The 14,186-nt window shown below is 71.7% G+C and carries 13 protein-coding genes and 2 tRNA genes; 4 read left to right on the top strand and 11 right to left on the bottom strand.

The genetic code is table 11. The annotated features are described in order from the left end of the window. Positions 1-195 precede the first annotated feature (195 nt). On the top strand, positions 196-1,596 hold the full coding sequence (locus AB0K00_RS04100; RefSeq protein WP_363515076.1) for a pentapeptide repeat-containing protein: 1,401 nt from the start codon (positions 196-198) through the stop codon (positions 1,594-1,596). A gap of 17 nt (positions 1,597-1,613) precedes the next feature. Here AB0K00_RS04100 and AB0K00_RS04095 read toward each other — a convergent pair whose 3' ends face one another. Next, positions 1,614-3,194, bottom strand: coding sequence for a carboxypeptidase regulatory-like domain-containing protein (locus tag AB0K00_RS04095; RefSeq protein ID WP_363514843.1), 1,581 nt, complete (start codon positions 3,192-3,194; stop codon positions 1,614-1,616). A gap of 182 nt (positions 3,195-3,376) precedes the next feature. Here AB0K00_RS04095 and AB0K00_RS04090 point away from each other — a divergent pair. Together AB0K00_RS04090 and AB0K00_RS04085 are read left to right on the top strand one after the other, a co-directional pair. Further along, positions 3,377-3,467 (top strand) — tRNA-Ser (locus AB0K00_RS04090). 35 nt (positions 3,468-3,502) lie between these two features. Further along, a tRNA-Arg gene (locus AB0K00_RS04085) sits at positions 3,503-3,575 on the top strand. A gap of 68 nt (positions 3,576-3,643) precedes the next feature. Here the strand turns inward: AB0K00_RS04085 and AB0K00_RS04080 are convergent. The 10 genes from AB0K00_RS04080 to AB0K00_RS04035 all read right to left on the bottom strand — a co-directional run bounded on the left by AB0K00_RS04080 (position 3,644) and on the right by AB0K00_RS04035 (position 11,955). Continuing rightward, positions 3,644-4,885 carry an MFS transporter gene (locus tag AB0K00_RS04080; RefSeq protein WP_363514840.1) on the bottom strand — a complete coding sequence of 414 codons (1,242 nt, stop codon included), beginning with the start codon at positions 4,883-4,885 and terminating at the stop codon, positions 3,644-3,646. A 78-nt stretch (positions 4,886-4,963) separates the two neighbouring features. After that, positions 4,964-5,698, bottom strand: coding sequence for an SDR family oxidoreductase (locus AB0K00_RS04075; RefSeq protein WP_363514837.1), 735 nt, complete (start codon positions 5,696-5,698; stop codon positions 4,964-4,966). A 203-nt stretch (positions 5,699-5,901) separates the two neighbouring features. Then, the gene (locus AB0K00_RS04070; protein ID WP_363514834.1) at positions 5,902-6,369 is read right to left on the bottom strand and encodes a MarR family transcriptional regulator; all 468 of its coding nucleotides are present in this window, start codon (positions 6,367-6,369) and stop codon (positions 5,902-5,904) included. Between the two features lie 182 nt (positions 6,370-6,551). Beyond that, positions 6,552-7,751, bottom strand: coding sequence for an ABC transporter permease (locus AB0K00_RS04065; protein WP_363514831.1), 1,200 nt, complete (start codon positions 7,749-7,751; stop codon positions 6,552-6,554). Next, positions 7,748-8,425 carry an ABC transporter ATP-binding protein gene (locus tag AB0K00_RS04060; protein WP_363514828.1) on the bottom strand — a complete coding sequence of 226 codons (678 nt, stop codon included), beginning with the start codon at positions 8,423-8,425 and terminating at the stop codon, positions 7,748-7,750. The genes AB0K00_RS04065 and AB0K00_RS04060 overlap by 4 nt, the downstream gene beginning before the upstream one ends. Next, entirely contained in the window at positions 8,422-9,453 is a 1,032-nt protein-coding gene (locus tag AB0K00_RS04055; RefSeq protein WP_363514825.1) for a peptidoglycan-binding domain-containing protein, read from the bottom strand. Before AB0K00_RS04055 ends, AB0K00_RS04060 begins: the two co-directional genes overlap by 4 nt. After that, a complete protein-coding gene (locus AB0K00_RS04050) occupies positions 9,450-9,971 on the bottom strand; it encodes a hypothetical protein (RefSeq protein ID WP_363514822.1) in 522 nt (173 codons plus the stop codon). The genes AB0K00_RS04055 and AB0K00_RS04050 overlap by 4 nt, the downstream gene beginning before the upstream one ends. After that, positions 9,968-10,609, bottom strand: a complete 642-nt coding sequence (locus AB0K00_RS04045) for a hypothetical protein (protein WP_363514819.1) — start codon at positions 10,607-10,609, stop codon at positions 9,968-9,970. Before AB0K00_RS04045 ends, AB0K00_RS04050 begins: the two co-directional genes overlap by 4 nt. After that, a complete protein-coding gene (locus AB0K00_RS04040; RefSeq protein ID WP_363514816.1) occupies positions 10,569-11,273 on the bottom strand; it encodes a hypothetical protein in 705 nt (234 codons plus the stop codon). The genes AB0K00_RS04045 and AB0K00_RS04040 overlap by 41 nt, the downstream gene beginning before the upstream one ends. A 139-nt stretch (positions 11,274-11,412) precedes the next feature. Further along, the gene (locus AB0K00_RS04035) at positions 11,413-11,955 is read right to left on the bottom strand and encodes a SigE family RNA polymerase sigma factor (RefSeq protein ID WP_363514813.1); all 543 of its coding nucleotides are present in this window, start codon (positions 11,953-11,955) and stop codon (positions 11,413-11,415) included. A 271-nt stretch (positions 11,956-12,226) separates the two neighbouring features. Between AB0K00_RS04035 and AB0K00_RS04030 the strand changes: the two genes are divergently transcribed. Beyond that, on the top strand, positions 12,227-14,182 hold the full coding sequence (locus AB0K00_RS04030; RefSeq protein ID WP_363515073.1) for a translation factor GTPase family protein: 1,956 nt from the start codon (positions 12,227-12,229) through the stop codon (positions 14,180-14,182). Positions 14,183-14,186 lie beyond the last annotated feature (4 nt).

Here is a 14,186-nt window from a genome sequence, read left to right as displayed (position 1 = left end):
GGCGGCCTGGAGCAACCCGCCGCCGAGAGTCCGGCCCAGCGGGCCAGCCAGCCGGGCGACACCCACCCCGGGCCCGGCCCGCCGTGAGCGCTGCGCCTGTTCCGCCGCCATGAGGGCCGCTTCGGCGGTTTCGACCTCGGCGTACACCCGCTGAAGGACGAGCAGCTCAGCGGCCCGCTCCCGGTCGAGGGGATCGTGCCCGTGCGCGGCGGCGAGGTGCAGGACCAGTTTCGCGTGCAGCCAATTGACCCCGGCCGCCTCGACGAGCAGCCCCAACGACCCGGCCGCCCCCGCCGCGAACCCCTGCCGCCTGGCCCGCCGCACGAACTCCCGGGTGATCGCCCTGGACACCGCGTCACCGTCGACGCCCGGATAGTTCACGGCGTACCACTCGACCCGCTGCCGGGCGCCTTCCCCGAGCCTGGCGACGGCGGTGAGGGCGAGCAGTTCGGGGAGGTACGCCGGGTTGATCCCCCGCCCGTCCCGCGCCGGCCTCGGCTGCGGCGCCGGCTCCGGAGTGCCCAGGTCGGTCGGGTCGGCCGCCGCGACCTCGACGCGCCCTTCGACCAGCCGCGGCTCGGGCTCTTCGACGGCCTGCCGCGGCGTGGGCTCTTCGACGGCCTGCTGCGGCGCTGGCTCCGGTTGCGGTGCCGGCTCCGGTTGCGGTGCCGGCTGCGGCGCTGGCTCCGGCTGCGGCGTTGGCTGTGGTTGCGGTGCTGGCTCCGCTTGTGCCGCAGGCTGTGGCTGCGCGGTGGATGCCGGGAAGAGAACCTCCTGCGTCGAGGTCGCCTTGACGGCCGCCTTCTTCGCGGCCACCTTCTTCGCCGGAGCCTTGGCGGCCGGAGTCTTCTTCGCGACGGCCTTCTTCGTTGCCTTCTTCGCAGGAGGCGCCGCTTCCGGAGCTGTCACCGGATCGGGCTCGACCACGGCCGCTGCCACCGGTTCAGGTGCCACGGGCGCGACGGCAGCGGGCGGCTCGGCCTTCCTCGCCGCAGGGACCTTCTTCGCGGCCGCCGCCTTCTTCGCAGGTGCGGCGGGAGGCGTGGGCGCGGCAGCTGCCTTCGCGGGTGTCGCCTTCGCCGGTGCTGCCTTCGCGGGTGTCGCCTTCGCCGGTGTGGCCTTCGCGGGTGTGGCCTTCGCAGGTGCTGCTTTCGCGGGCGCGGCCTGTGCTTTTGCCGGTGCGGCCTTCGTGGGCGCTGCCGTCGTGGGCGCTGCCTTCGCGGGCGTGGCTTTCGCGGGTGTGGCCTTGGCCGCTGGGGGCGGAGGTGGCGGCGCGAACGGGGTCACCGGCGCCGCCGACGGGCGCGGAATCCGTGGAGGCGGGGTCACCTGCCGCGGCGGCTGCACCGGCGCGGGCGGCGCGCCGAACGGCGTGGTCGCCGGGCGCGGGGTGGCGGCCGGTGCGGGCGGCTCGTCCACGACGGCCTCCTGCGGCGGCGGCTCGAACCGCAGGGACGTGTCACCGAGGACCCTCGGGCGGGAGGGCGTCTCGTCGGAGCCCGGGGGCTCGGTGGATTTTGGTTCCTCTCCCATCCGCAAGAGCGTAATGCGCATGCGGGTTCAGCACCCGTCGTGCGGCCCGGGGACCCTGGATGAGTCCCCGGGCCGGCCGGTCAGACCGGGACCGTGACGGCGATCGTCGTCGTCCTGTTGTTGCGGATCTGGTACGTCCGGGCGGTGGCCAGGTCCGTGCCGCCCAGCCAGCCGGCGCTGCCGCCGGGCGTGACGTAGTACAGCTTGACCTGTTGCGGCGGGACGTTGCCGATCGTGTAGGTGGCGTCCTGGTTGACGTTGGCGGCGAACGCGACCGGTTCGCCCGTCAGCGCGTCGACGACCCTGATGTACGCCCCGGCGGGCGCGCCGGCGCTGTCGCGGATGGTGCCCACGATGGTGCCGCCGCCGCTGCGGGCCTTCAGGTTGGCCGCCACCTTCCGGCCCGCGACGACGGTGACCGTGTTCGCCTCGTGGCGGTTGACCGCGTTGCCCGTCCAGCGCCACTGGTACTGGAACTTCGCGAAGCCGACCGCCCACGTGTACGGCCCGACGCCGGTCAGCGTGTAGGTGCCGTCGGGCTGGGTGACCCGGCCGCAGCCGTCGCCGCCGACCGGGTTGCGGGGCGGTGTGATGACGGAGACGCAGGCGCCGCCGACCGGTGCGCCGGTGGTGACGTCGGTGTACTTGCCGCGGATGATGCCGGCCGGGTCGAACTGGACCGCGGGCCCGGCCGCGACGCCGCCGCTCGCCACGGTGACGAGCTGGGCCGCTTCGCGGCTGCCGGTACCGCCGGCCGCGCCGACCCACTGCAGGCCGAGCGTGTCCAGGTCCGGGTCGGCGATCAGCTGATAGGTGCCGGGCGCGATCGGCCCGATCTGCAGCGTGTTGCCGCCCCCTTCGGTGCACCACTGGCGGAAGCCGGTGTCGGGCAGCGGCTGGTTGACGTCGACCGGCTGCACGCAGCCCTGTGCCGGCGCGCCCGTCGCCCGGTCGGTGAGCGTCGTGGTGATCGTCGCGCCCGCCGTCAGCGCCACGTCGACCTGTGCGGTCTGCCCGCTGACGACGGTCACCGGCACGTCGCCCCGGTCCAGGTGTACGCCGTCGTCGGTGCTGAGCATGAGGTGCCACGCCCCGGCGTACACGTCGTCGATGACGATCGCGCCGTCCTCGGTGCAGCGGTTGTAGTCCGAGGTCTCCGCCGTCCACAGGCAGAACCGCTGGAGCGTCGCCCCGCTCGCCGCGTCGTGCGCGACCACCCGGACCGCGCCCACCGGTGCGAGGGTCTCGTCGACCGTGGTCGTCTGCCCCTCGGTCACCGCGAAGCGCTGCGCGCCGTACACCGTCAGCGAGTGGTGTGCCCACTGCGTGACCCCGTGTGCGCCGTTGAAGCTCACCACGTACCGGCTGCCGGCCGGGAGGTCGTCGACGCGGTATTGCCCGTCGGCGTCGGTCGGGCCGCCGTTGTAGTAGTTGCCCTGCTCGTCATTGACCGTCACCCACGAGCCGGCGACCGGTGCGCCGCCGGCCGTCGCGAGCCGACCGGCGATGGACCCGGTGGCCGCGGCGACCGTCGCGGCCCGGTTGCCGTTCGTCGGGCCGGCCGCGAGGGCCGGTGTGATGGGAACCACCGTCAGGGCGAGGGTGGTCGCCGTCGCCGCTGCTGCCAGCAGCAGGGGACGGCGGAGGGCGCGCGTCAGCATGGCACTCCTGGGTGAAGGGTGAGGGGCTGGCCGTGTCACGCCACGTCGACGCCGTGAGCAGCGGGAACAGTGCCTCCGCCAGTGATGGCGGTCGTCGCGACGCGCCGGGAGCGTACCCGCTTTGCCCGGTCCTTCGCTGTCCCTGTATCCTCGGACGGCGGCTCCTGGCGACGGGGGTTGTTGGAGGCTTCGCCTAGTTCGGTCTATGGCGCCGCACTGCTAATGCGGTTTGGGTCTTAAAGCCCATCCCGGGTTCGAATCCCGGAGCCTCCGCGCAAAACCTGGTGTGTACACTAGGCGAGCACCGAGCGCCCGTAGCTCAACGGATAGAGCATCTGACTACGGATCAGAAGGTTAGGGGTTCGAGTCCCTTCGGGCGCGCACCACAAAGAGGCGGTTGGCCTGCGGAAACGCAGATCAACCGCCTCTCTTCGTTTGTCCACTGTGGACTACATCGGGGTCGGGCACGGCACGGGGCCGGCCTCCTCGAGTTGCGGGGTCAGGGCGGTCGGGATCGCCTTCCCGGCCGGTTCCGGGGTCGGCGCCGCCGGGCTGCGGTCGAGATGCCCGGCCATCAGGGCGATGGTCAGGCCGGCCACGGCCAGGACGGCTCCGACGAGTGCGGCCGACATCCATCCCCACCCGGCGGCGATCACGCCACCCGCGAGCCAGACCCCGCCCGCGTTGGCAAGGTTGAACGCCGAGTGGTTCGACGCCGCCGACAGGGTAGGGGCATCGGCGGCGGCGCGGATGACCATCATCTGCAAGGGTGCGGTCATCAGGAAGCCGACCGCGCCGAGCAGCACGACCATGATCAGGGCGATCCAAGTGATGTGCGCGGTGAAATAGAAGCCGACCAGGACCACGGCGAGGCCGCCGAGGCTGGCGTAGGCGGTGGGCCGGGCGGCCCGGTCGGTGAGCGGGCCGGCCGCCATGACGCCGATCGTCATGCCCACGCCGCACAGGGCCAGGACCCACATGACGGACGACTCGCTCAGCCCCATCACGCCGGTGGTGATCGAGGCGAGGTAGGCGTACGTCGCGAACACTCCGGCGAAGCCGAAGACCGCGGTGGCGAGGCCGAGGATGACCCGCCGGTCGCCGAGGGCGCGCACCTCCCGGCGCAGGCTCTGCTGCGGTCCGGCCGGCTCGTAGGGGATGAGCAGGGCGAGGCTCGCGACGGCCAGGACGCCGATCGCAGTGACCACGAGGAACGTGGCGCGCCAGCCGAGGGTCTGGCCGAGCAGGGTGGCGGTGGGAACGCCGACGATGTTGGCCAGCGTGAGCCCGAGCAGCATCGTGGCGACGGCGCGGCCCTCGCGCCCCTTTCGGGCGAGGTGGGCGGCCAGCACGGAGCCGGCTCCGAAGTACGCGCCGTGGGGAAGTCCGGAGACGAAGCGACCGGCGAGGGCCCATTCGAAGCCCGGCGCCAGCGCGGAGAGCAGGTTACCCGCGACGAAGACGGCCATCAGTGTGATCAACAGGTGCTTGCGGGCCATGCGCACCCCGACCACCGCGAGCAGTGGCGCGCCGATGACGACGCCGAGCGCGTAAGCGGAGACCAGGTTGCCCGCGGTGGGAATGGAAATCCCCAGGTCGGCCGCGACGTTTGGGAGCAGTCCCATGATGACAAATTCGGTGGTTCCAACGCCGAAGGCACCGATGGCCAGGGCGAGCAGAGCCAGTGGCATGAGATGGACCTTTCACAACACTTCCGTGATGACCGTGTGCGCGTGCGGTCGGCTACCTGTGCGAGTCGCGAGCCGGCGTCAGCCGATACCGAGCCGGCCTCCCGCCACTTCCAGCACGACTCCGGTGATGTCGCTGGCGCGGTCCGAGGCGAGGAAGACGATCGCCTCGGCCACTTCCGCGGGCTCGGCCACGCGCCGCATGGCGGTGGTGTCGGCGACGGCCTTCAACGTGGCGGCGTCCATGTCGTCGGTGCCAGGCGTGCGGGTGGGGCCTGGGGCCACCGCGTTGACCCGGACGCCCTGGTCGGCGTACTCGGCGGCCCACACCCTGGTGAGCTGTTCGAGCGCGGCCTTGGAAGCCGCGTACATGCCCGTCCCCTTGGTGGGTACTGCGGCGGCGAGAGTGCTGACGTTCACGATGGAGCCGCCGCCCCGCTCGGCCATGCCGGGAGCCAGCGCGCGGACCAACAGGTAGGGGGCCTTGGTATTGAGGTTCATATGCAGGTCGAACAGCTCGGCCGTCATCTGCGACGTCGGCAGGAACCGGTAGATACCCGCATTGTTGACAAGGACGTCGACCTCGCCCGCCCGTTCGGCCAGACGCAGCACGTCGGCGGCGTCGGTGAGGTCGGCCTGGACGAACCGCGCAGCTCTGCCGCCCGCCTCGATCTCACCCACAACGGCACGGCCGCGATCGGCGTCGCGGCCGTGGACAACCACCTCCGCCCCCTCCCGGGCCAACTGCAGGGCCACGGCGCGGCCTATCCCGGCCGTGGCGCCGGTGACGAGAGCGGTGCTTCCGGACAGGTTCATGGCAGTTCCCCTTCGGTACCGACGACTTGTAAGGTCCCTGTCTTATGTATGTCCCCTTGCTTGTATCAGGGACCTTCAACAGTGAACGATACTCCGCAACACGGAACCGAACAGGGGCATTCCCGGCGCACCGCAACAGACCGGCACGCCGGGGCGCGTGGAAGCGTCGAAACCTGGGGAACCCCGCTGCCGGAGGTGTCGGCTCAGCGGTCGGTGTGCTCCGCGGGAACGCCGGGGGCGATCTCGGCCACCCGGTCGAGGAGTTCGACGAGCCGGCGGTAGTCGGCCTCGGTCATCGCCTCGCGGAGCCCGTGTTCGACCCGATCGGCGAGGTCGGCAGCGGCCTCGGCGCGCTCAACACCGGCCGGGGTGAGCGAGACGAGCATGACGCGGGCGTGGTCCGGCGAACTGTGCCGCTCGACCAGCCCTTTGGCCTCTAGGTTCTTGACGATGCCGGTCATCGTCTGGGAGGTGACGAGGGCCTCACGAGACAGCTGGGTGCTGGACTTGGCGGCCGCCCCGGCCAGCTGGCCGAGCACCTTGCACTGCGCCTCGGTCAGGTCGAGCTCACGCACCCCGTGCGCCTTGCGCGCCACGATCGCCTGCTCGGCGCGCCGGAGATGGAAACTGAGCACGTCTCCGGGCGCGACCGGCTTCGCCTCGTCCGCCATAGCCGCACGCCCCGCCTTCCTGTCGTCGCCGCCAGTCTAGCCCTCCATCCATGAAGGACCCTGACACTGGCGGCGCCGGCGGATGCGGCAGCGCCACCCGTCAGGCGTCCTTGTTGCGCGCGGCTCGGCTGCATCACGCATGGGCTCGCCGTCCATCTACGGACATTCAGCCTGACAGAGGGCTACGACACGAGGGCTTCGGTGGGTGAGAGCCGGGCGGCGCGGACCGCTGGGTAGAGACCGGCGATGACGCCGACGGCGAGTGTCGCGGCCAGTCCCGTCCCGATCGCCCAGGCCGGCAGGACAATCGGCCATTGTTGCGCCGTGGCGTAACCGGCCGTTACGAGCAGGCTCAACGCCAGTCCGGCCAGCCCGCCGAGGCAGGTCAGCAGCAGCGACTCGGTCAGGAACTGCAGCCGAATCTGGCTCCGACCGGCACCGAGCGCGCGGCGCAGGCCGATTTCGGATCGTCGCTCCAGTATCGAGATGACCATCGTGTTGGCGACGCCGAGGCCGCCGACGAGCAGCGCGACCGCGCCGAGGCCGAGTAGCAGGCCATTGAGCGCCCGCTCGGTGGCGATCTTCGCGACGAGCGCGTCGGACGGGCGGGACACTGCCACCAGATAGGGCGCCTGCGGGTTTGTGGTCGCCGCCAGCACATCGCGGACCGCGGCCACCTGCGCGTCATCGGCACGGAGGTAGATGGTGGTCGGGTGGCCCGGAACGGCCAGCACGGTCGCCGCGGCGGCCGGTCCGATGAGGGCCGCGCTGTCCAGTTCGGGCGCGAGCGGCACCGGCGCCAGAATGCCGATCACGGCGAACGGCGCACCGCCGATGTCGATCAGGACCCGCGGGTCGGGGTCGGTGAGCCCCAGCCGTTGGGCGGCGTCGGCGCCGAGCACGGCTGTGGGGAACGAGGCCGTCGCCTGGTTGAGCCAGGCGCCGCGGGCGATGGTCGCGCCGACGGTGGCGGGCAGGTCCAGATCGGCGGCGTAGACGAGGATCCCTCCGGTCTGCTGTTGCGGCACGTGATCGTTGCGGTACACGTGCACGCTGTCGGGCAGTTGGCGCAGCGCCGAGGCGGCGGTCACCGGACCGATCCGACGGATCATCGCGACCGACTCGTCCGGCAGTTGCCGCGCCTCGCCCTGGTTCGTCTGTCCACCTTCGACCGTCAGGAGATTGGTGCCGAGCTGGTCGAGCGTACGTTGCAGATCGGCGCGGCCGGAGGCGGAGATGCCGACGACGGTCAGCATCGCGGCGATGCCGATCGCGATGCCGAGCGCCGACAACACGGCCCTCAGCGGCCGGGACCGTAGACCCCGCGCGCCCACGCGAAGCACATCGGCTACGGCGAGCCGCCGAATGTCCACGGTGGTCATTGGACGTCATCCCCGATGACCCGCCCGTCACGCAACCCGATCCGCCGGGGCAGCCGCGCGGCGAGTTCGCGGTCATGGGTGATGACGAGCACCGTGGTGCCGCCGGCGTTGAGGTCAGCCAGGATGTCCATGATGCCGGCGCCCGTCGCCGAATCGAGATTGCCGGTCGGTTCGTCGGCGAGGAGCAGCGCCGGCCTGCCCGCAACCGCGCGGGCGATCGCGACGCGTTGCCGCTCACCGCCGGACAGCTCGTTCGGCCGATGCGCGGCCCGATGGCCCAGGCCGACGCGATCGAGCGCCACGCGTGCCAGTTCCCGGCGGCGCTGGCGGGGCAGCCCCGCGTAGAGCAGGCCGTCGGCGACGTTGTCGAGCGCGTTCACGCCGAACGTGAGATGGAACTGTTGGAAGACAAAGCCGATCGTGGTTGCCCGCAGACTGGCCAGGCGGCGGTCGGGCAACGTTGCGATGTCGTGTCCCGCGATGGACACCTCGCCGGTGGTGGGCCGGTCGAGCGTTCCGATGATGTGGAGCAATGTGGACTTTCCCGAGCCCGACGGCCCGACGATGGCGACCTGTTCGCCCGCGGCGACGCTCACATCGGCGTCCCGCAAGGCTGTGACGCCGCCGGGATAGGTTTTGGTCACGCCGCGCAGCGTGACGATCGCGGCCGTCACCGGGCCATGCCGACCGTCAGGCCGGCCTCGATGCCGGGTCCGCTCACCTCGACCTTGCCGTCCGCGAAGAGCCCGGTGGCGGCGGCGACGATACGGCTGGCGTCGCCGTCGATGATCTGCAGGCCGTACCCGCCTTCGGCCAACGCCAGCAGGGCACCGACCGGGACGTAGAGCACGTCCTTGCGTTCCTCGCCGACGAAGCGGACCCGGGCCGGGCCGTCGTCGAGTCCGTCCACAGCGGACTGATCGGACAGTTCGACCACCACCGCAACCGTGGGTTCGCCGCCGGCCGCCGCCTGGTCGGGAGGGGGCGGGCCGACCGACCGCACCCGCCCACCGGTCTCCTTGCCGCTGGGCAGCAACACAGTGGCGGTCGTGCCGGGTTTGGCCAGGGCCTGGGCATGGGCCGGCACGTTCGCGGTGACGAGCCGCCGGGTACCGGTATAGGTGAGGACCTGCCCGCTGGCGACATCGGCGGCGTGGAGCTTGTGCTGCGCGATCCTGACGGGGCCGGCAGCGAAGAAGACCCGGCCCAGTTCGACCGTGCCGGTCGGCGGCAGCCCGAGATCACGTTGCCAGGCCTTCACCACGGTCGCGGTCTGGTCGGTGTACGTGTCGTCCGCGGTGAAACCCTTGTAGCCCAACTTTGCGAGGTTCGACTCCAACTGGCGTACGTCGTCACCGGTCGTGCCGGCCGCCATCGCGCGGTACGCCGGCACCGCACCGATCATCAGGACGACGGGTGTGTCGTCGATCCGGAACAGCGGCTTACCCCGGTCCACTGTGGACCCGATCGGGGCGAGCCAGGTGACCGTGCCGTCGAGCCGGCTCGTGGCGCCCTCCTCCGGACCGTACGCGAGACCGCCCGGGTAGATCACGCTGGCGACCAGCGTGCCGCGGGCGACGGTGGCGGTCGCCGGCGGGTGGTCAGGAATCGTGCCGGTCCCGTGCGGACGGACGAGCAGGATCGCGACGGCGGCGAACGCGACCACCAACCCGGCCGCCAGCAGGGGCCACCAGCGCCTCATTGGTTGTTCGCCGGGTCGTCGTAGAGGTACCGGCAGGCGGCGACGGCCGATTCAACCAGCGCCTGGTCCTGCGCGTGCGGGTCGGTCGGGTAGGCGATCATCCCGTTGGCGTCAGGTTCGGGCACCGCGACCCCGCGTTTGCGCATGCACTCGTCGAAAGCCTTCTCTTTGGCCAGTTCGGCCGGATCGACCTTCACCGGCCAGGTAGCGGGCAGGAACTGCTTGCACGTTTCGAACGCGTCGTTCGTCTGGGCCTGCCAGCCGCCGGGAAGGACGTCACCGGTCTGCAACGGTTCACCGACCACGGGATCGGCCATCTTCGTGCCGTGCTCGTTCGTGCAACGGGCGTACCGCAGCGCCTTGTCGTAGTCGGACTCCGGCGCGGACGGCGACGCGGGCGGGCTCGACACGGCCGGGCCTGGGTCGGGCCGTTGCGCGCTTGCGACCGTAGGTGTCGTCGTGGTGGTACAGCCGGCCAGCACGACGGTCGCGAGGACGGCGAAGGCGGCGATTCTCATCGGTTCTCCGGCAACTGGTTGGCGGGATCGTCGAGCAGATGGCGGCAGGCCTGGATGGCCCCCTCGTACGCCGGCGTCGTCATGGCGTTGGGATCGGTCGGCAGGTTCACGTAGCCAGAGGCGTCCGGTTCCGGCCAGTCGACGCCCTGCTGGCGAACGCAGTCCCGGAACGGCTTCTCCCGCGCGGCGTCGGCGCTGCTCTGCTTGACCGGCCAGGTGGACGGGAGGTAAACCTGGCACGCCGCGAAGGCTTGCCGCCGCGCGTCGATGACCGCCGCGGTATCGCCGACGTGCATGACATTCGTCGTCACCAACGCCTCGCCCGCCACCGGGTCGGCGGTCGGCGCGCCGTGGGTGGTCATGCACCGCGTGTAGCGCAACGCTTTGTCGTAGGCGGACTCCGCCGGGCTGCTGGAGACGGAGACGGCGGGCACCGGCGGCCGGCTGGCCGCGGTCGCGACCGCCGGGGTGGTCTGCGACTGGGCGCAGCCGGCGACGGTCAGCAGCGCCAGCGCCAGGAATGGGACATGAACTCGCACACGCACAACACGGCGCAACCCGCCCGGCGTGTTGCTCGAGCGGGGCAGCCTGCCCGATTCACGGTAGTACGGCAGGACTCGCGGCGAGGTCGGCCACATGTTGCGGCACGATCGGCATGGTCGTCAGCGGCAGCGTGTCGCCGGCACGGACCGCACTCTGCCATTGCCCTCCGCCGTAGCTGTACTGCTTGAAGTAGGGCCGCACGCCCTGGCTCAGCACGATCGCCACGTAGCCGTCGCCGACGAAGCGCACCGCGGCGTAGACGGTGCCGGCCGTCTCGTCGTGCCCGACCACCAGCCGGATCGGTACGCCCCCGGCCGCGGTCAGCACCGAGCAACCGTCGACCCGGATGCCCTCTACCGCCAGATCAGGCTTGACCGCGCACGGGTCGGCGGGATTGAGCCCGGCCGGCCGATCATTGCCGATGATCCCGGTCAGGAGTCCGGCCCGGCCGCCGTCCCGCATCTCGACCATGATGCCGACCCGGTAGTACTGGCTGTTCGCATCGGCCAACCAGGCGAAGGGTGCCGACCCGTCGCCCGTGGCGGATACGAGCGGCACCGGCTGCGCGGTGTATGGAGCCGGCACCGCGGCGGTCAACAGCTGCCCCATCGACCCCGCGTTGACCGGCTGCGGTGCCGCGCCCGGCGCCGTCGGGCCGACGCTGGCCGAGGTGGGTGGGGCCGCCACGATCGTCGTCCCCGGAGCACCGGCGCCCGGTCTGATGACGGCGATTCCGGCGACGACGGAAAGTACGGCCATCGTAACGCCTGCGACACTCAACGACGCGCGCCGGCGGGCCCGACGCCGCACGGCCGACAGCACCGACCCGGCCGGTGTGAGCAGCGGCTCCGGACCATCGACCAACCGCTCGAAAACATGCCTCGCGTCACTCATCGGACTATCCGATCCGTTCGGAAAGTCCGGTCAGCGAGTCGCCGAGGGCGGCGCGCAGGTCGACCAGCCCCCGCGCCGTCTGGCTGCGGACGGTTCCGCTGGTGCAGCCCAACATCTCAGCCACCTGCTCCACCGAGAGGTCCTCCCAGAACCGCAACACCAGCACGGCTCGACGCCGATTGGGAACCTGGGCCAGGGCCGAGAGCAGCTGATCCCGTTCGTCGGCCGAACGGGGATCCTCGACCGCGACGTCGAACAGCGGGCTCTCCGGCACAATGGCGGTCTCCCGCCGCCACGGCCGGCGCCGCTCGTCGAGGAAGCTGCGCACCAACGTCCGGCGGGCGTACCCGTCGAGCGTGCCATCGTGATCGAGCCGGCGCCAGACCATGTACAACTTCGTGAAGGTGATCTGTGTCAGGTCCTCGGCCAGATGCCAATCCCCGCAGAGGATGTAGGCAGTACGCCGTAGCGCCGCCGCCCGGGCCTCGTAGTACGCGACGAAGTCGTCGTCCTGGCCGCGTCGACGGCCGAGCCGGAACAGCCCCATCGGCCGACCCCCTTCCACAGCTCCCGGCCCTACACGTAACCGACCCCGCCATATGTTGCTCGACGCGCCGCCCCGCGCCTGTTCGTGGGCGCGCGTACGCGATGAGGCGTGGTCAGGTGGTTTGTGGTTTTCCGGTTGCGGGCGCATCCGGCCTCTGTTTGGCTGAGTGGGTCTTGTCCGCGAGTTGAGGAGTCAGGGATGCGAGCTGCGTCTGTGTTCACCCAGATGGCCATCACTGTCTATCTCGAGGACCTGACGCCACTTGCGTATCGTGAATCTCGGCATCCTGGCGCACGTCGACGCCGGTAAGACCAGCCTCACCGAGCGGCTGCTGCACGCCGCCGGTGTCATCGACGAGCCCGGTTCCGTCGACGACGGCAACACACAGACCGACACGCTCGCGCTCGAGCGGCGGCGGGGCATCACCATCAAGTCGGCCGTGGTCTCGTTCACGGTCGGCGACGTCACCGTCAACCTCATCGACACCCCCGGCCACCCGGATTTCATCGCCGAGGTGGAGCGGGTCCTCAGCGTGCTCGACGGCGCGGTGCTCGTCGTGTCGGCCGTCGAGGGTGTGCAGGCGCAGACCCGGATCCTCATGCGGACGCTGCGCCGGTTGCGGATCCCGACGATCGTCTTCGTGAACAAGATCGACCGTGCCGGCGCGCGCGGCGACGGCATCCTGCGCGAGCTCGCCGAGCGGCTCACGCCGGCCATCGTGCCGATGGGTGTGCCGACGGGACTCGGCACCCGGGCGGCGGCCTTCGTCCCGGCGCCGCCCGCGCTCGACGTGCTCGCGGAGCACGACGACACGTTGCTGGCCGCGTTCGTGCGGGGCGCCGCGGTGTCCGCCGGGCGGGTGCGCAGGGCCCTCGCCGCACAGACCGGCCGGGCGCTCGTACACCCGGTCTATTTCGGCTCGGCGATCACCGGCGCCGGGCTCGACGCGCTCACCGCCGGCATCGCCGGGTTCCTGCCGGCCGCCCGGGGCGACGCCGGCGAGCCGGTGTCTGGCAGCGTCTTCAAGGTCGAGCGGGGTCCGGCCGGGGACAAGGTGGCGTACGTGCGGATGTTCGGCGGCACGGTCCGGACCCGGGAGCGGGTGCGCCTGTCCGGCGGCGGCGAGGCGAAGGTGACGGGCATCGCCGTGTTCGACGACGGCGGCGCGGCCGAGTCGGCGGTCCTTCCGGCGGGCCGGATCGGCAAGGTGTGGGGCCTGGCCGACGTGCGGATCGGCGACGCGGTCGGGCTGCCCCGGCCGGGGGCCGAGGGGCACCACTTCGCGCCGCCGAGCCTGGAGGCGGTCGTCGAGGCGGTCCGGCCCGCGGAGCGGGGTGCGCTGTACGCGGCGCTCATCCAGCTCGCCGAGCAGGACCCGCTGATCGACGTGCGGCACGACGACGTGCGGCGGGAGACGTCCGTGTCGCTGTACGGCGAGGTGCAGAAGGAGGTCATCCAGGCGACGCTCGCCGAGGAGTACGGCCTGGAGGTCACGTTCCGGGACACCTCGACGATCTGCGTCGAGCGGCCGGCCGGCGTCGGCGAGGCGGTCGAGATCGGCGAGAAGGACGGCAACCCGTTCCTCGCCACGATCGGGCTGCGGGTCGAGCCGGCGCCGGCGCGGACGGGGATCACGTTCCGGCTCGGGGTCGAGGCGGGCGCGATGCCGGCCGCGTTCTTCACCGCCGTGCAGGACACCGTCACCGCCACGCTGCGGCAGGGCCTGCACGGCTGGCAGGTCGAGGACTGCACGGTGACGATGACCCGCTCCGGGTACTGGCCCCGGCAGAGCCACGCCCACCAGCAGTTCGACAAGAGCATGTCGAGCACCGGGTACGACTTCCGCAGCCTGACGCCGCTGGTGCTCATGACCGCACTGCGGCGGGCCGGCACTGTGGTGTACGAGCCGGTGCACCGCTTCCGGCTCGAGGCGCCGGCCGATCAGCTCGGCGCGCTGCTGCCCGTGCTGTCCCGCCTGCACGCGGTGCCGAGGGCCACGGTCACCCGGGGCACGGTCTGCGTGCTCGACGGGGACATCCCGGCGGCCAGGGTGCACGAGCTGCAGGTCCGGCTGCCCGGGCTGACCCGCGGCGAGGGCGTGCTCGAGTCGGCGTTCGAGCGGCACGAGCCGGTGACGGGCGCGCCGCCGAGCCGGGCCCGGACCGACCACAACCCCTTGGACCGGGACGAGTATCTGCTCCGGGTGGTGCGCCGGGTCACCGCGTGAACCG

The sequence above is a fragment of the Dactylosporangium sp. NPDC049525 genome (assembly GCF_040676755.1).
Taxonomy (GTDB): Bacteria; Actinomycetota; Actinomycetes; order Mycobacteriales; family Micromonosporaceae; genus Dactylosporangium.
This window is presented reverse-complemented; position numbering and strand designations above follow the sequence as displayed.